Origin of the sequence: Undibacterium sp. CY21W, assembly GCF_014284265.1 — a bacterium.
Classification (GTDB): domain Bacteria; phylum Pseudomonadota; class Gammaproteobacteria; order Burkholderiales; family Burkholderiaceae_D; genus Undibacterium; species Undibacterium aquatile.
The window spans coordinates 129,326-145,791 of the sequence record NZ_JACOGE010000007.1 but is presented as its reverse complement, the minus strand read 5'-3'; the positions used below and the strand labels follow the sequence as shown (position 1 = coordinate 145,791).

Below are 16,466 nucleotides of genomic sequence, written 5' to 3'. Positions count from 1 at the left end.
ATGTCAGATAATTTCCTCTCCCAGGAAGAAGTCGATGCGCTGTTAAAGGGCGTCACGGGAGATCAAGATGACTCTCAGTCTCAAGAAGACACGTCGGGTGTACGTCCCTATAACCTTGCGACGCAAGAGCGCATTGTTCGCGGCCGTATGCCGACGCTGGAAATTATCAACGAAAGATTTGCCCGTCTTTTACGCATAGGGTTATTTAATTTTTTACGCCGTAGCGCAGAAGTTTCCGTTGGAACGGTCAGAGTTTCCAAATACAGTGAATTCATCCGTAATCTGGTTGTACCGACCAATCTGAATCTGGTGCACATGAAACCACTCAGGGGAACTTCGCTGGTAGTGCTCGACCCTGGCCTGGTATTTCTTTTGGTCGATAATTTATTTGGTGGTGACGGTCGCTTCCACACTCGTGTTGAAGGACGTGATTTCACGCAGACTGAGCAAAGAATTATTCAACGCATTCTGGAAATTATTTTTGAAACCTACGCAAAATCGTGGGAGCCAGTCTATCCAGTTGAATTCGAGTATATTCGTTCTGAAATGAATACCCAGTTTGCCAATATTGCGACACCAAACGAGGTAGTGGTATCGACAACCTTCACCATAGAATTGGGGCCAGTTAGCGGTGAAATGCATATTTGCATGCCCTACTCCACGATTGAGCCTATCAGGGATATTCTGACGAGTAGCCTGCAAGGTGAAACACTGGAAGTTGACAAACGCTGGGTTCGTTTGATGACACAGCAGATTCAGATTGCGGAAGTGGAAATAGTTGCTGACTTAGGCACGACCCGTGTCACACTAGGCGACATTCTGAATATGAAAACCGGAGACATCATTCCCTTAAATATTCCGGAAGTGATCTCTGCCAAGGTTGATGGCACCCCGGTAATGGAATGCAAATACGGTGTCTTCAACGGACAATATGCGTTACGCGTGGAAAAACTGATCAGTTCCAGCGTACAAGAAGTAGCAGCACAAGGAGAAAACCATGGATGAAAATACAGATAGCCCGATCAGCGAAGACGATTGGGGTGCAGCAATTGCAGAGCAGGAGAAAGCCGATGCCGCTGCGGCAGCTGCAGCGGCGAGCCAAAAATCCGAACCGCCAGCAAATCCTGCGATATTTAAAGAATTCAGCGCAAAAGGAAGTTCGACTGAAACACACAACGATATCGACTTCATTCTCGATATCCCTGTGCAGCTGACAGTTGAATTGGGAAGAACCAAGATCGCGATTAAAAACTTGCTGCAACTGGCGCAGGGTTCCGTTGTGGAACTTGATGGTCTGGCAGGTGAACCGATGGATGTACTGGTGAACGGCTGCCTGATCGCTCAAGGCGAAGTTGTGGTTGTTAATGATAAGTTCGGTATTCGTTTGACTGACATCGTGACCCCCGCAGAACGAATTCGCAAACTGAATAAATAATGAAACCTCACAGTAAATTCATATCGTTATTTTTACTGGCTGCGTCTGACTATGCCCTCGCCGCAGATGCTGCCCCGCTGACGCCCGGAGCTGGCTTGTTGCAAATCACCTTGGCTCTGCTTTTTGTTCTCGGTTTAATGTTTTTCGCTGCCTGGGCTTTCAAGCGGATTGGCCCGGCAACCTCCGCAAACAAGATTCCAATGAAGATTCTGGGCGGTCTGAATGTAGGAAATCGTGAACGAGTAATGGTTATTGAAGTTGGAGATCAATGGCTGGTGCTTGGCGTCACAGCTTCAAATATCAACAATTTGGCGACACTCCCAAAACAGGAGTCCTTACTGCAAGTCACACCGGCAAATCACAGCTCTTTTCAGGATTGGCTGCAACGAACAATCGAAAAGCGTGTGACTACGCCAACTGATACAAATACGTAAATTCCGCATGAAAATCCTGCGCACTTCACTTCTTTATTGTTGTCAGATTGTCGTTCTGATTTCACTCATTTTCCCGGATATTGCACTGGCTCAATCTAGCGGCGCTTTACAGGCGATTACAAGCACTCCAGCTCCGGGCGGTGGACAAAATTACTCCCTGAGCATACAAACACTTTTATTCCTGACTGCACTCAGCTTCATTCCTGCAGCGTTGCTGATGATGACGAGTTTTACCCGCATCATCATCGTCTTATCTTTATTACGTCAGGCATTGGGAACACAGTCGGCACCGCCGAATCAGGTCATGGTCGGACTCTCTTTGTTTTTAACGCTATTTGTGATGGGACCGGTGCTCGACAAAATTTATGCCGAAGCCTATGCACCTTTTGCGGAAAATAAAATTTCCATGATGGAAGCAATGGACAAGGGAGCTGCACCTCTGAAGCAATTCATGATGAAGCAAACCCGTCAGGCCGATCTCGCGTTATACGTCAAATTATCGAATACCCCTCAATTGCAAGGCCCTGAAGAAGTATCTTTGCGGGTATTGATCCCAGCTTTCATTACCAGCGAATTGAAAACAGCATTCCAAATCAGCTTTGCTATTTTCATTCCATTTTTGATTATTGATATGGTCGTCGCCAGCGTCCTGATGTCTATGGGTATGATGATGGTGTCACCGTCCATCGTATCATTACCATTTAAGCTCATGCTTTTTGTATTGGTGGACGGTTGGCAATTAATCATAGGCTCTCTGGCGCAAAGCTTTTACTAAGGAAGAATATGACCCCCGACAGCGTAATGATGCTTGGCAGGCAGGCAATTGAAGTGACATTACTGGTTTCAGCACCAATGCTGCTGGTTGCGTTGGTCATCGGCCTGTTAGTCAGTATCTTTCAAGCGGCGACCCAGATTAATGAAACCACGCTTTCTTTTATTCCGAAACTGGTCGGAATATTCGTTACATTAATTATTGCCGGTCCCTGGATGTTGACCATACTCACTGACTATATGAGACAAGCATTCACCAGCATTGCAACGATGGCTGGGTAGTATCGCAACTATGCTTTCCGTTGGCAGCAGCGAGTTAATCGCGCTCATTACGTCGTTCATCTGGCCTCTGACAAGAATTCTGGGGATGATTGCGATCACCCCTCCTTTTGGCAATAACACTGTTCCTGTACAAATTAAGATTGCACTGGGAGTCATAATTGCCCTCATTGTCGCGCCAACGATTCCTGTACACCCTGACGTTGATCCAGTCTCACTGACGGGGATGGTGATCCTTGCTCAACAACTCGTTATCGGTTTAGGCATGGGGTTTGTTATACGCATCGTTTTTGCTGCTGTAGAAATGGCTGGTGAGGTATCAGGTCTAACGATGGGTCTGGGTTTCGCCACTTTTTTTGATCCCTTGAGTCAGGGGCGCTCTTCTGCCATTGCGCAATTTCTGGTGTTGCTGACAACCTTAATCTTCTTGACATCGAATGCGCATCTTGCACTGCTCAGTGCGTTGATTGAGAGCTTCAAAACGATACCAATATCAACGACTCTGCAAAGTGGATTTAATGTCCATAAACTGGTTATTTGGGGCGAGCAGATTTTTATCACCGGACTCAGACTGGCATTGCCGATTGTTGCGGCACTACTCGTCATTAACGTTGCTCTTGGAATACTGACCCGCGCTGCGCCTCAGCTCAATTTATTTGGTATCGGTTTTCCAATTACGATCGGTGTTGGTTTCCTGATGGTGGGTTTGATATTGCCTTACCTACTACTGCCGATTGAAAATTTATTTCAACAAGGTTTAGAAACAATACAATCCTTAGGGGCACCAGCGGCAACTTCAACGCCACAATTAAAACCTCCCTCCAGTAAATAATGTGACGGATAAACCAATGCCTGACTACTTAACACTTTTTTCCTCAAAACAAATCAGGGAACTGGAAACGTCAGGAAAAAAACAGAGTCCCGGGACATCGTTAATGCAAAAAGCTGGCGAAGCCGCCGCTAATTTTGTGATGTCATTACTGGGACAAGTCTGCGCGCCGATTCTGGTTGTGGCGGGACCAGGGAATAATGGTGGCGATGCTTGTGAAACTGCCGCCAATTTATCCTCACATGGGTACGACGTCAGTATTTTACTTTGCGCAAACTCTGAAAAATACTCACCTGATGCGCTGTTTTGCTTCGAGCACGCTGTCGCCAACGGTGCACGAGTTATTTCACCAAAAGATTTTCAAGCAATACTGGAACCGCGCTGGCGTCTGATTATTGATGGACTATTCGGTATCGGCCTCACACGGGAAATCACTGGTGTCTGCGCCGATATCGTCACCAAGCTGAACTCCATATCAAGTGAAAAAAATATTCCCATATTAGCCCTCGATATTCCCAGCGGACTCGATGCAGATACCGGAGTTGTACTCGGTGAACACAACATTGCGATACGGGCAAACTATACGCTGACGTTTATAGGAAACAAACCGGGATTACATACCGCCGACGGTAAAGACTACGCGGGCAAAGTAACCGTTGCTGATTTAGATATCCCAGAATATCTCTACCCGATAAGCACCTGTCTTTTGAATTGTCCGGAAAGTTTCGAATTCGCTGTGCCTGACCGCAAACAGAATAGCCATAAAGGAAGTTACGGCGATGTCGTCATTATCGGGGGGGCGAACGGCATGACCGGAGCCGGAATACTCGCTGCACGAACTGCACTATTTTCAGGCGCGGGCAAAGTTTTTATCGGATTCATCCATTCAGCAATAACTTACGACTCATCCTACCCAGAAATCATGTGCAGGAATGCGAAAGACATTCAGTATGCAACGGGAGTTATTGTTGCTGGTCCTGGCATGGGAATATGTCAAACCGCCAAAGACATTCTGCATTCAATATTAGCTTCAAATGCGCCATTGGTGCTTGATGCCGATGCACTTAATTTAATCGCATCGGACATTGAGCTTCAAATAAAACTCAGCAACAGAACGACGACAACGATTCTGACACCACATCCACTGGAAGCGGCACGGCTGCTCGGGGTAACCGCAAAAGAAATTCAAAGCAACCGCTTATCTACAGCAAACCAATTATCCGCTAAGTTCAATGCGGTCGTGATACTGAAAGGTGCTGGCAGTATCATTGGACGCCCTGACGGTTCTTTGCGCATCAATACAAGTGGCAATCCGGGATTAGCGACAGGTGGCACCGGCGATGTTCTGGCGGGTCTCTGCGGCGCTTTGTTAGCGCAAGGATTCGATTGTTTTCATGCAGCGCAACTGGCGACATGGGTACACGGCAATGCCGCCGACATTCTGGTTAGCAAAGGAGTCGGGCCTATCGGTATATGCGCGAGTGAATTACCGGTCGAAATCAGAGCTGGTCTCAACTCACTGGTAAATTCACACCGTAACCAGGTATAAAATTTACTCAACCAGGCTATTTATTTGCTCTGGGTTTAATTTTTCTGTCGCCTGCTCACAAACAATCCCGGCACAGGAAATCGCGGCGGTTAATTTTTCAATCTGCTCTTGCTGCGATACAGCGTGATCAATCAACTTATGCAATACCTTTGAGACAGGATCATCACTGCTCTGCGTAACACCATACGCTGAAAACAAACTGTCACCGACTTGGTCAGTTGCACTGGGTTCTTTTTTGACGATATGCGCAGGGTTACCAACAGCAGTTGCACCAGCGGGAACCGGTTTCAGCACAACAGAGTTAGAACCAATTTTCGCGCCAGCACCTATCGTAAAGCTCCCTAACACCTTGGCACCTGCGCCAACAATGACACCTGGCTCAAGGGTGGGATGCCGCTTTGCTCCGCGCGATAAGGATGTTCCACCTAAAGTCACACCTTGATAAATCGTGCAGTCATCACCTATCTCTGCGGTTTCGCCGATCACAACACCAAAACCATGATCAATAAATACTCTGCGGCCGATTGTTGACCCCGGATGGATTTCGATGGCAGTAATCACTCGGGCGATATAGGAGATAAAACGCCCCAACCACTTCAGACCATGAGTCCAGCACCATTTTGCCCAACGGTGCATCACGATAGCCTGAAAACCCGGATAGCAAGTCATTACCTCCCACGCATTCCGGGCGGCCGGATCTTTCTTAATAATACTGGCAATATCTTCACGAAAATGGCTGAACATGTGGGAGTGCAATAAATAGACGGACTAGGATAGTAGCTTATTCAGAAAAAGTGCGCCGAAGCGCACTGAAATAGTATTAAAGATCAATTTTGGTTTTAAACAGCTTTGATTAAGCGTTGACGTCTCGCCTCGTACAAACAAACACCTGAAGCCACTGAAACATTCAAGCTTTCAACCGAACCGAACATGGGTACGCTAACCAGAACGTCGCAGGTCTCTCTGGTCAGCCTGCGCATCCCCTCACCTTCAGAGCCCATCACCAGCGCACTGCCACCCGTAAAATTCACGTCATAAATGGTTTGATCGACATCATCAGATGTCCCCACCAGCAAAATATCGCGCTCTTTCAACTCTCTCAATGTGCGTGCAAGGTTGGTAACAGTGATATAGGGCACAGTTTCAGCCGCACCACTGGCAACTTTTGCTGCAGTCGCATTCAATCCTACGGCCCGGTCTTTTGGTGCGATAACGGCATGCGCACCAACACCATCGGCAACGCGCAAACAAGCACCAAGATTATGCGGATCAGTAATTCCGTCCAGTACCAATAACAATGGCGGACCATCAATCGCATCCAATAACTCATCAAGATTGCGAGCCAGAGATAACTCTCCTGCTTTTGCGACGACACCTTGATGCCGACGGGTACCAACGATGTTCGATAAGCGCTGATCATCTGCTGGAATAACCCGGATACCTGCAGATTTTGCTGCATGCAACAACTCCTGCATACGCCGGTCGCTACGTCCGGAATCAACATAAATCTCTTCCACCGACGACGCTTCGTGACGAATACGGGAAGTCACTGCGTGGAAACCAAAAATCATTTTACTTTTCATATTGCTCTTTACTAATTAACTTAACGTCTTCTTTTTGCAGTTTTTCCTGCCGGTTTACCATTCGATGGCAATTTATTTTTTCCGACTACAGGAGATTTTTTGGATGATTTAGAAGGACGACCGCCTGAAGATGCGCGTTCCAATTCCACATACTCAGTGGTTGATCCTCGTCTTGCCCCTGAAACCGTTTTACCTGCAGATGCAGGAAGTGACGGAGTATTTCTTTTTGACTTATCTGATCCTGATCCGCGATTACCAACCGTACTACCGACAACATTTTGAACCAGGCTCAAGTCAATTTTGCGTGCATCAAGATCTACGCGACTAACCTGCACTTTTACCTTATCGGTCAACTGGTAACGCTTTCCGGTACGTTCGCCGCGCAGCTCATGTCTGGCTTCATCAAACTGGAAGTAATCAGCGCCAAGCTCGGTGATATGAACCAAGCCCTCAATAAAGATGTCGTCTAACTGAACAAAAATACCAAACTGCGTAACCCCGGTAATCGTGCCTGTGAATTCTTCGCCCAGCTTATTTTTTATAAAGTAGCACTTCAACCATGCTTCAACATCTCTGGATGCTTCATCAGCGCGACGTTCATTTGCAGAACAATGAGTTCCCAAAGCGTCCCAGATGGTGAGATCTTTCTCCGGCTTCTTTTTACCCGCTGCTTTATCCACAACCTGCTGCTTACGCGCAGCATTTGAAATCGTCGTATTTAACAAACTCAGATTGATGCCTTTGGGCTCATAAACCTTTCCTTGCAAAACCGCTTTGATCGCTCTGTGCGTCAGCAAATCAGGATAACGTCGGATCGGGCTGGTGAAATGCGCATAAGCCTCATAGGACAAACCAAAGTGACCTATGTTGTCTGGGCTATAGACTGCTTGCTGCATAGAGCGCAGTAGCATGGTCTGCAACAACTGCGCGTCCGGTCGTCCTTTTACCTTTTCCATCAGCGCAGCATAATCAGACGCCGACGGGCTGTCTCCACCACCAAGAAATAAGCCGACTTGTTTCAGAAAATTTCTGACTTGCGTTAACTTCTCTTTAGTCGGGCCGGCATGAATCCGGTACGTACCCGGATGCTTGTAGGTTTCGAGTAAATTCGCAGCACATACATTGGCGGCCAACATACATTCTTCGATCAACTTATGCGCGTCATTTCTTGTGCGTGGAACGATTCGTTCTATCTTACCCGCGGCATTACAGATAATGTACGTTTCCGTGGTTTCAAAATCAATCGCGCCGCGCGCTTGACGGGCTTTCAATAATGACTGAAACACTGCGTATAAATTGCTCAGGTGTGGCACCAGCAACATGCGCTTGGCAGCGGCCGTTCCTTTCGTATTTCCGAGAATCTCAGCCACCTCAGTATACGTAAAACGCGCTGCCGAATGAATTACCGCTGGATAAAACTGGTAGGCTTTAATATCGCCATCTTGTGTTATCACCATATCGCAAACCAACGTCAATCGATCTACCTCTGGATTCAGTGAGCACAGACCGTTAGACAGTTTTTCCGGCAACATGGGAATAACACGACGTGGAAAATAAACGGATGTACTACGCAACAACGCATCCTCATCCAACGCGTCATTCGGCGTCACATAGTGACTGACGTCAGCAATAGCAACAATCAGGCGATGTCCATTGCTACGCCCTATCTTTACGGGTTCACAGTAAACCGCATCATCAAAATCACGCGCATCTTCACCATCAATCGTGACCAACGGAATATCACGCAAATCTACCCTGTTTTCCAGATCCTTAGCCAGCACCTCAGACGGTAATTTGGACGCCATTTTTTTTGCTGCGTCCGAAAACTCGTGAGGAACACCAAATTTTCTGACAGCAATTTCTATTTCCATTCCAGGGTCATCGATATCTCCCAGAATCTCAACAATTTTTCCAACCGCTTGTGCATAACGAGTTGGCTGCTCAGTCAACTCTATACTGACAACCTGTCCTGCTTTCGCTTTGCCGGGAGAGCCCGCGAGTAAAATGTCCTGGCTATAACGCTTATCTTCCGGCGCGACAATCCAGACGCCATTTTCGTTTAATAAACGTCCGATGACATGCGTATTTGCCCGTTCCAGTATTTCAACAATGCTGCCTTCGAGACGCCCACGTCTGTCGGTTCCTGTAACTCGTGCTGTCACACGATCACCATGCAGTACCTTCTGCATTTCCCGTTCAGGCAAAAACAAATCTTCACTGCCGTCCTCAGGAATCAAGAAGCCGTAACCGTCTCGATGGCTGCTGACCTTACCCGAAATAAAATTATCCTGATTCGCCAGCACGAAATTTCCAGATTTATCTGATGTAATCTGACCGTCGCGTTCCATCGCGTTTAATCGTCGCGTCATACCATCAAGCTCCTCGGTTTTTACGCCTAACTTCGCTGCAATAGCATTCGCCGTCAGCTTTACTTTAGTTGTACGCAGAACGCCTAAAATATCTTCGCGACTCGGAATTGTGTATAAATGCTTATTCAAATGTTGTGAATTTCTCTAAAAGTTAAATCTTGCCCCGAATATACAAGACATCGTTACAGTTTACCGGAGCGCACGTTATTTAGCTAACTATTCTAATCCGATCAGGCTCACGTCTTGACATAATACCGAAACAATCTATAATAAGTGCCTTCTGTCGCCCACGTGGCGGAATTGGTAGACGCGCATGGTTCAGGTCCATGTGCCGCAAGGTGTGGGGGTTCGAGTCCCTCCGTGGGCACCAAATTATTGAAAGCCCGTTGATTTTATCAACGGGCTTTTTCTATTTCATAATTCCAAAGTCCACTGATCTCGCATCCCCCCCCCCCGAAAAAGTAATTCAAATTTTCGACTGAAAGTCGTAGTAAATTAATCCTGATTACTCTATAATTACGCCTTCTGTCGCCCACGTGGCGGAATTGGTAGACGCGCATGGTTCAGGTCCATGTGCCGCAAGGTGTGGGGGTTCGAGTCCCTCCGTGGGCACCAAATTACTGAAAGCCCGTTGATTTTATCAACGGGCTTTTTCTTGCTCAAAATTAATCCTAAAATTAAGCGTAGCAATCAACCAAATAAAAACGGGAGTAAATAACTCCCGTTTTTATTTCACACCATTAAGCCGTCTCACCTTTTTTCAGCCAAGCACTTAACTGATGCGGCCTGATACTATCGTACTCTTCAAATGGTTGATGAATCCATGGATTCGTCGCCAGATAATCAAGATGAAAATCAGGTGCGACAGAAGAGCAAGCTTTATACCAGATCACCGCGGACTTAACATCCGTTACCGCTGGAAAATTTTCGCGCAAGTGATGTAGAACACGCTCAAGCGTCACACCGGAATCAACAAGGTCGTCAACAACCAAAACACGGCCTTGCAAAGCTCCCTTGGTCATCGAGATATATTTGCCGATATCCAGAGAGCCTTGAACAGTACCAGCATCCTCACGATAAGAACTTGTCGAAAGAATTGCCAAAGGAACGTCGAAAATTCTGGAAAAAATATCACCTGGTCGCAAACCGCCACGTGCAAGGCACAAGACCTGGTCAAACTTCCAGCCTGACTCATGCACTTTAAGCGCCAACTGCTCAATTGAACGATGGTAAGCATCCCAAGAAACCCACAGATCCTTATCCGTAGAAGCAGGTGTATTCATTTATATTTTTCCTTTAAATAAACGGATGGCGCAATACGATAGTCTCCTCACGGTCAGGACCGGTAGAGACCATATCAACTGGCACTCCGACGAGCGCCTCTATGCGCTTGATGTAATTGCGGGCATTTTCGGGCAAAGCTTCCATGCTCTTCGCACCTACAGTTGACTCAGACCAACCAGGCATTTCCTCATAGATGGCCTCGCACATCGCCGCCTCTTCTGCACCAACCGGGAAAATATCAACAATTTTTCCACCCAGTTTATAACCAGTACACAGCTTCAAAGTTTCAACACCATCCAACACATCAAGCTTGGTCAAACACATGCCAGAAATGCCATTAATCTGAACAGATCGCTTCAACAGTGCAGCATCAAACCAACCACAACGACGGGCACGCCCAGTTACTGTGCCAAACTCATGCCCAACACTCGCCAAATGCTTACCAACACCCTGATCCGTCGGCAATTCGGAAGGAAATGGGCCTGAACCAACACGTGTCGTATACGCCTTAGTAATTCCAAGAATGTAATGCAGCATATTTGGGCCAACGCCCGTACCTGCAGCAGCATTGCCTGCGACGCAATTACTTGACGTAACGAAAGGATAAGTACCATGATCAACGTCCAGTAAGCTGCCCTGCGCGCCCTCAAACAGAAGACTTGCGCCAGCTTTGTGCGCCGCATACAAAGCACTGGAAACATCGGTAACCATAGGACGAATACGCGGAACCAAAGCCAACGTGTCATCCAGAGTCTTCTGATAATCAACCGCTGGCGCCTTGAGATAATTCGTTAACACGAAGTTGTGATAATCCAGGTTTTCCTTCAGCTTTTCAGCAAAACGCTCTGCATTTAATAAATCAGCGACACGAATTGCACGACGCGCAACCTTATCCTCGTAGGCGGGACCAATACCTTTACCTGTGGTGCCAATTTTGGCGGCCCCACGAGCAGCCTCGCGAGCTGCATCCAACGCGGCATGGTAAGGAAGAATGACCGGACATGCCTCAGAGATTTTGAGACGGGAAACAACCTCTACGCCGTTTGCCTGCAATTTATCGATCTCGCGCAACAAATCTGGAACGGACAAAACCACGCCATTACCGATATAACAAGCCGTACCCTCACGCATAATTCCAGAAGGAATTAATTGCAACGCAGTCTTTTGCCCACCTATCACCAGCGTATGACCTGCATTGTGGCCACCTTGAAACCGAACCACACCTTGAGCATGATCCGTCAGCCAGTCAACAATCTTTCCCTTACCCTCGTCGCCCCACTGGGTACCAATGACAACGACATTTTTTGCAATTTTATTGTTTGACATTACTCAACCTACATTTTGAAGAATCCATTGTTCACCATCGAATACGACCACACGATTGCAGTCAAATTCATCTTGTTCATTCTCATGCCCAGGGAGATTTTGAATCACCACCTCCCCTTCACTACGTAACGCTGCAATTTTCGACAACAAACCTGCATCACGACTCCAAGGAGCACGGATCGCCCCTTTTCTCTCGGCAACAGGCATCAGACGTGCCAATTCGCGTAAATCCAAAGAAAAACCCGTTGCAGGCCTGGAGCGCCCAAAAGCCTCACCCACGTGATCGTAACGCCCACCACGCGCAACGGCATTAGGCAAACCTGGAACAAACGCACTGAACATAACACCACTGTGGTAGTGATAACCCCGCAGGTCTGCCAGATCTATCGTTACCTTGTCGTTACCAACCAGATTAGCAAGATACTCAAGCTCAGATAACGCAGACATAACGCCACCCAGATTAGGTAACTCCTTTCTTGCCCGGTCAATGACAGATACATCGCCATACAAAGTTGGTAAGACCTGCAAAGCACGCCTGACCTCAGGAGAAAAACCTTCGCTGACACTTTTTATACTCGGAATATCCTTGGACTCTAACAGCGCAAACAAAATATTCTCTTGTTGCTTCGCAAGTGGATCTGTTTCGAGTATTGCACGCAACACACCCACGTGACACAAATCCAGGCGCACTTGCTCAATGCCAGCCAGCCTTAAACAGGCAATCACCAGCTCCTGAATCTCTGCATCCGCCTCGAGTCCTGCATGTCCGTATATTTCAGCACCGATCTGAATCGGTTCACGCGTTGCATGTAACCCTGATGGCTTAGTGTGCAAGACGTTGCCAGCGTAGCATAGGCGAGTCACCGAACTGCGGTTTAAAAGATGGGCATCAATACGTGCCACCTGAGTAGTCATGTCTGCACGCACACCCATCGTACGACCAGATATCTGATCAACCAGTTTGAAAGTACGTAGATTCATATCCTGACCTGCACCGGTCAAGAGTGATTCTATATATTCCAGCAAAGGAGGCATAACTAATTCATAACCATACAAACGGAAATGATCTAGAAAAACACGACGCAAGTCTTCAATCTTGCGAGCCTCAGAGGGCAAGACATCAGCGATATTTTCTGGTAAGAGCCAGTTCGGCATGAAAAACAATCAAAAATTAAGAAAACGAGAGAATGAACTTTATTGAGCTCATCCGGCAAACAGCGACCTGCGCCAAAGCTGGCGTAGATCGCTGTTTGATCAAAATATATAAGTATTACTTAGACTTTACTGCCGAGCCACCATTAACAGAACTGCCGGGAGCTTTAAAATATTTGAAAAATTCAGAACTAGGATCAACGACAACGACGTCACTCTTAGTTTTGAAGCTGGCCCGGTAAGCCTCCAGACTTCTGTAAAACTTATAAAACTCAGGATTTTGCCCAAATGCCTGCGCATAAATCCGCGACGCCTCTGCATCACCTTCACCGCGCATTTGCTCAGCTTCACGGTAAGCCTCAGCAAGTATCACAACTCTCTGCCGGTCTGCGTCAGCCCTGATTTTCTCCGACTCAGCCGAACCTGTAGAGCGAAGCTCATTCGCAACACGCAAACGCTCTGATTTCATGCGGTCATAAACCGAATTATTAATCTGCTCAACATAATCAACCCGCTTCAAACGGACATCGATAATATCAACACCAATTTGTTTAGCTTCGTCAGTAACTTTGCTTTTGATCGCCTCCATTACTTTGCCGCGCTCGCCTGAAATCACTTCACGCACAGTCCGCTTTGTAATTTCGTCGTTCAGTGCCGCTTTTACGATCTGAGACAAGCGATCTTTTGCCCGGCGCTCATCACCGCTGAAGCTCACGTAATACAGCTTCGGTTCAGTAATCTGCCATTTAACATAGGAATCGACAAGAATGTTTTTCTTTTCCGCTGTAATGAAGCGATCTGCCTCAGCTGAATCAATCGTCAGAATCCGTTTATCAAGCAACAAAACGTTTTGGAATGGCGGAGGTAATTTGAAATGCAAGCCGGGTTCGCTGATTACCGACTTGACCTCTCCAAACGCGAACACAATCGCATGCGACTTCTGATCAACAATAAAAATTGTCGAATAGGCGACTAAAAGTGCTGCGATTACAGCCAGAAAAAATGAAATCAGCTTATTCATCAGCGCACCTCTCTGTCACGTGAATCACGAGTATCTCTGGCACGCCCATCTTTATTGTAACGCATCTCCACAGATGGAATTTGTTCTGCAGTCGTTGGAGCAACAGACTGTACAACAGCTGGTTTAACACTATTTGCTTCTTGGGAAATCATTTTATCAATCGGCAGATAGATCATGTTGTTGCTTTGTTTTGTATCCATCAAAACTTTACTCGTACTGGTAAAAATCTGCTGCATTGTTTCGAGATACATCCGGTCCCTCGTCACCGCAGGCGCCTTCTGATACTCACTCAATACCTGCTTAAAGCGAGAGGCATTCCCCTCCGCATTCGCCACAATTCGTGATTTGTAACCTTCAGCCTCTTGCAAGGTGCGGGATGCCTCGCCACGTGCTTTTGGAATCACGTCATTAGCATAAGCCTGACCTTCATTTTTTTGTCGCTCTTTATCCTGCCCCGCCTTTACAGCGTCATCGAATGCTGCCTGCACCTGCTCCGGTGGCTGAACGCCTTGCATAGTGATATTCGCGATCTGAACGCCTGCCTTATAACGGGTCAGTATCTGCTGCATCAGTGCACCAACATCCATTGCGACTTTTTCCCGCCCCTCGTAAAGGACGAAATCCATTTTACTTTTACCGACAATTTCACGGATCGCAGTTTCTGCGACCTGACGGATCATTTCATCCTGATCCCGGTTGTTATAAAGCCACTCAGCAGCACTTTTCAATTTATACTGAACTGCGAACTGGATATCGACAATATTCTCGTCATCAGTCAGCATTAAGGATTCATGTGCCTGCTTATTTTTCACATTTGAACGATAGCCGACTTCGATAGTACGTACCTGTGACACATTCACAATTTCGTGATTCTGAATCGGATAAGGCCAGCGCCAATTCATACCAGCGCCATTCACGTGACTATACTTCCCAAAGGTCGTGACAACAGCATTCTGCCCTTCCTGGACAATAAAAATACCGCTCACCAGCCATACAAAAACAAAAATAAAAGCAATCGCACCGATACCAAATCGGGTAGTGGATGAATCAGGATTAAATCCGCCGCCATCACCGCCGCCGTTTTTTTGCCCTAAGAAACGGGATAAACGCTGATTCAAATCTTTCCAGACCTGATCGAGGTCGGGAGGGGTTTCCGGTGACTTCTTGCCATCCTGATTATTTTTTGATCCACGTCCCCACTGAGGATCATTCAGCGATAACGTAACACCAATTTTTTTTAGAAATGAACCAATCATTCTTTAGATATCCAATGAGTAATTTTCGAACTACTGGAGATTAAAACGAACGTCATCAAATTGAGAAGTCAATTTTTCATCTGACATTTGTTGCGCTTTAACAGAAGCGAAATCAGCGATTGCGTCGCGTAACAGACTTAGTCCGACGCCAGTACGGGCACTCAAAAAAATCCGATCAATTTTACCATATTCATTCAGGGCAACTGATGGTTCCAGACCCGCCAGATCAATCTTATTAAACACAATCAACTGCGGAATATGGTCAGCGCCAATCTCTTTCAAGACCTGATTGACCTGAAAAATCTGCTCTGTCCTGACGGGGCTGTTTGCATCAACTACGTGCACGAGCAAATCAGCGTGAATAGTCTCTTCAAGCGTTGCACGAAATGCCGCTACCAGTTGATGCGGTAATTCACGGATAAATCCAACCGTATCTGAGATAACAACACTTCCAGCCTCACCGAGATAGAGGCGTCTAGATGTCGTATCCAACGTCGCAAACAATTGATTTGCAGCGTAGGCACCAGCCTTCGTCAGAGCATTAAACAGTGTCGACTTACCAGCATTTGTGTAACCGACCAATGAAACCGAAAAGGTTTTACTGCGATCACGTGAGCGCCGCTGAGTTTCCCGCTGCTGACGCAGCTTATCCAGCTTCGCCTTGAGCATTTTGACTCGCTCTCCCAGAAGACGCCGATCCGTCTCTAACTGAGTCTCACCCGGCCCGCGCAAACCAATACCACCTTTTTGCCGCTCAAGGTGAGTCCAGCCACGAATTAAGCGCGTCGCAAGATGCTGCAGCTGTGCCAACTCGACTTGAACCTTTCCCTCGTGACTCTTCGCCCTCTGGGCAAAAATATCAAGAATGAGACTAGTACGATCAATCACGCGAGTTTTGAGACGACGCTCAAGATTTCTTTGTTGAGCCGGAGATAAAGCGTGATTAAAAATGACCAAATCAAGCTCAGAATCAGCAACAGCAGCAAGCACCTCATCAGCCTTGCCAGAGCCGATAAATAATGCGGCATCCGGCCCTGATCTTTTGCAGGTGATTGTCGTTACAACATCCGCTCCGGCAGACTGTGCCAGCAGTGAAAGCTCTTCAAGACTATCAGCAAAACCATCTTTGCCGAAATCAACACCGACCAAAGCGGCGCGCATATTTAAAGACATGTATC

General features: G+C 47.0%; 16 protein-coding genes and 2 tRNA genes. 9 read left to right on the top strand and 9 right to left on the bottom strand.

Annotated features, from left to right (window positions below):
• From fliM to H8K29_RS15955, 7 genes are all read left to right on the top strand, one after another.
• Window positions 1–1,005 (top strand): flagellar motor switch protein FliM, encoded by a 1,005-nt coding sequence (gene fliM, locus H8K29_RS15985; RefSeq protein WP_186883520.1) that lies wholly within the window; start codon window positions 1–3, stop codon window positions 1,003–1,005.
• Window positions 998–1,435, top strand: coding sequence for a flagellar motor switch protein FliN (fliN, locus tag H8K29_RS15980; RefSeq protein WP_186883521.1), 438 nt, complete (start codon window positions 998–1,000; stop codon window positions 1,433–1,435). The genes fliM and fliN overlap by 8 nt, the downstream gene beginning before the upstream one ends.
• The gene (gene fliO / locus H8K29_RS15975) at window positions 1,435–1,869 is read left to right on the top strand and encodes a flagellar biosynthetic protein FliO (protein ID WP_186898385.1); all 435 of its coding nucleotides are present in this window, start codon (window positions 1,435–1,437) and stop codon (window positions 1,867–1,869) included. The genes fliN and fliO overlap by 1 nt, the downstream gene beginning before the upstream one ends.
• A gap of 7 nt (window positions 1,870–1,876) precedes the next feature.
• Window positions 1,877–2,644 carry a flagellar type III secretion system pore protein FliP gene (fliP, locus tag H8K29_RS15970; protein ID WP_186898384.1) on the top strand — a complete coding sequence of 256 codons (768 nt, stop codon included), beginning with the start codon at window positions 1,877–1,879 and terminating at the stop codon, window positions 2,642–2,644.
• A gap of 8 nt (window positions 2,645–2,652) precedes the next feature.
• Window positions 2,653–2,922: a flagellar biosynthesis protein FliQ gene (gene fliQ / locus H8K29_RS15965; RefSeq protein ID WP_186883524.1), complete on the top strand. Its 270-nt coding sequence runs from the start codon at window positions 2,653–2,655 to the stop codon at window positions 2,920–2,922.
• A gap of 10 nt (window positions 2,923–2,932) precedes the next feature.
• Window positions 2,933–3,751: a flagellar biosynthetic protein FliR gene (gene fliR, locus H8K29_RS15960; RefSeq protein ID WP_186898383.1), complete on the top strand. Its 819-nt coding sequence runs from the start codon at window positions 2,933–2,935 to the stop codon at window positions 3,749–3,751.
• A gap of 103 nt (window positions 3,752–3,854) precedes the next feature.
• Complete coding sequence (locus H8K29_RS15955; protein ID WP_255423414.1) at window positions 3,855–5,297, top strand: NAD(P)H-hydrate dehydratase; 1,443 nt, start codon at window positions 3,855–3,857, stop codon at window positions 5,295–5,297.
• 3 nt (window positions 5,298–5,300) lie between these two features.
• Here H8K29_RS15955 and cysE read toward each other — a convergent pair whose 3' ends face one another.
• The 3 genes from cysE to rnr all read right to left on the bottom strand — a co-directional run bounded on the left by cysE (window position 5,301) and on the right by rnr (window position 9,378).
• Window positions 5,301–6,041 carry a serine O-acetyltransferase gene (cysE, locus tag H8K29_RS15950; protein WP_186898381.1) on the bottom strand — a complete coding sequence of 247 codons (741 nt, stop codon included), beginning with the start codon at window positions 6,039–6,041 and terminating at the stop codon, window positions 5,301–5,303.
• 95 nt (window positions 6,042–6,136) lie between these two features.
• Window positions 6,137–6,880: a 23S rRNA (guanosine(2251)-2'-O)-methyltransferase RlmB gene (gene rlmB, locus H8K29_RS15945; protein ID WP_186883528.1), complete on the bottom strand. Its 744-nt coding sequence runs from the start codon at window positions 6,878–6,880 to the stop codon at window positions 6,137–6,139.
• A gap of 20 nt (window positions 6,881–6,900) precedes the next feature.
• On the bottom strand, window positions 6,901–9,378 hold the full coding sequence (gene rnr / locus H8K29_RS15940) for a ribonuclease R (protein ID WP_186898380.1): 2,478 nt from the start codon (window positions 9,376–9,378) through the stop codon (window positions 6,901–6,903).
• A gap of 156 nt (window positions 9,379–9,534) precedes the next feature.
• Between rnr and H8K29_RS15935 the strand changes: the two genes are divergently transcribed.
• Window positions 9,535–9,619: transfer RNA gene (locus H8K29_RS15935), tRNA-Leu, on the top strand.
• A gap of 160 nt (window positions 9,620–9,779) precedes the next feature.
• Window positions 9,780–9,864, top strand: a tRNA-Leu gene (locus H8K29_RS15930).
• Between the two features lie 125 nt (window positions 9,865–9,989).
• Here the strand turns inward: H8K29_RS15930 and H8K29_RS15925 are convergent.
• The 6 genes from H8K29_RS15925 to hflX all read right to left on the bottom strand — a co-directional run bounded on the left by H8K29_RS15925 (window position 9,990) and on the right by hflX (window position 16,449).
• On the bottom strand, window positions 9,990–10,532 hold the full coding sequence (locus H8K29_RS15925; protein ID WP_186898379.1) for a phosphoribosyltransferase: 543 nt from the start codon (window positions 10,530–10,532) through the stop codon (window positions 9,990–9,992).
• Between the two features lie 13 nt (window positions 10,533–10,545).
• Window positions 10,546–11,859 carry an adenylosuccinate synthase gene (locus H8K29_RS15920; RefSeq protein ID WP_186898378.1) on the bottom strand — a complete coding sequence of 438 codons (1,314 nt, stop codon included), beginning with the start codon at window positions 11,857–11,859 and terminating at the stop codon, window positions 10,546–10,548.
• A gap of 3 nt (window positions 11,860–11,862) precedes the next feature.
• Window positions 11,863–13,014: an ATP phosphoribosyltransferase regulatory subunit gene (locus tag H8K29_RS15915; RefSeq protein ID WP_186898377.1), complete on the bottom strand. Its 1,152-nt coding sequence runs from the start codon at window positions 13,012–13,014 to the stop codon at window positions 11,863–11,865.
• A 115-nt stretch (window positions 13,015–13,129) separates the two neighbouring features.
• Complete coding sequence (hflC, locus tag H8K29_RS15910; RefSeq protein ID WP_186898376.1) at window positions 13,130–14,032, bottom strand: protease modulator HflC; 903 nt, start codon at window positions 14,030–14,032, stop codon at window positions 13,130–13,132.
• Window positions 14,032–15,288 (bottom strand): FtsH protease activity modulator HflK, encoded by a 1,257-nt coding sequence (hflK, locus tag H8K29_RS15905; RefSeq protein WP_186898375.1) that lies wholly within the window; start codon window positions 15,286–15,288, stop codon window positions 14,032–14,034. The genes hflC and hflK overlap by 1 nt, the downstream gene beginning before the upstream one ends.
• A gap of 30 nt (window positions 15,289–15,318) precedes the next feature.
• Window positions 15,319–16,449, bottom strand: coding sequence for a GTPase HflX (gene hflX / locus H8K29_RS15900; RefSeq protein ID WP_186898427.1), 1,131 nt, complete (start codon window positions 16,447–16,449; stop codon window positions 15,319–15,321).
• Window positions 16,450–16,466: the final 17 nt, after the last annotated feature.

Coding starts and splice junctions, on each gene's coding strand:
- fliM (WP_186883520.1), top strand. CDS start 1: ATGTCAGATAATTTCCTCTCCCAGGAAGAAGTCGATGCGCTGTTAAAG.
- fliN (WP_186883521.1), top strand. CDS start 998: ATGGATGAAAATACAGATAGCCCGATCAGCGAAGACGATTGGGGTGCA.
- fliO (WP_186898385.1), top strand. CDS start 1,435: ATGAAACCTCACAGTAAATTCATATCGTTATTTTTACTGGCTGCGTCT.
- fliP (WP_186898384.1), top strand. CDS start 1,877: ATGAAAATCCTGCGCACTTCACTTCTTTATTGTTGTCAGATTGTCGTT.
- fliQ (WP_186883524.1), top strand. CDS start 2,653: ATGACCCCCGACAGCGTAATGATGCTTGGCAGGCAGGCAATTGAAGTG.
- fliR (WP_186898383.1), top strand. CDS start 2,933: ATGCTTTCCGTTGGCAGCAGCGAGTTAATCGCGCTCATTACGTCGTTC.
- H8K29_RS15955 (WP_255423414.1), top strand. CDS start 3,855: ATGCAAAAAGCTGGCGAAGCCGCCGCTAATTTTGTGATGTCATTACTG.
- cysE (WP_186898381.1), bottom strand. CDS start 6,041: ATGTTCAGCCATTTTCGTGAAGATATTGCCAGTATTATTAAGAAAGAT.
- rlmB (WP_186883528.1), bottom strand. CDS start 6,880: ATGAAAAGTAAAATGATTTTTGGTTTCCACGCAGTGACTTCCCGTATT.
- H8K29_RS15925 (WP_186898379.1), bottom strand. CDS start 10,532: ATGAATACACCTGCTTCTACGGATAAGGATCTGTGGGTTTCTTGGGAT.
- H8K29_RS15920 (WP_186898378.1), bottom strand. CDS start 11,859: ATGTCAAACAATAAAATTGCAAAAAATGTCGTTGTCATTGGTACCCAG.
- H8K29_RS15915 (WP_186898377.1), bottom strand. CDS start 13,014: ATGCCGAACTGGCTCTTACCAGAAAATATCGCTGATGTCTTGCCCTCT.
- hflC (WP_186898376.1), bottom strand. CDS start 14,032: ATGAATAAGCTGATTTCATTTTTTCTGGCTGTAATCGCAGCACTTTTA.
- hflK (WP_186898375.1), bottom strand. CDS start 15,288: ATGATTGGTTCATTTCTAAAAAAAATTGGTGTTACGTTATCGCTGAAT.
- hflX (WP_186898427.1), bottom strand. CDS start 16,449: ATGCGCGCCGCTTTGGTCGGTGTTGATTTCGGCAAAGATGGTTTTGCT.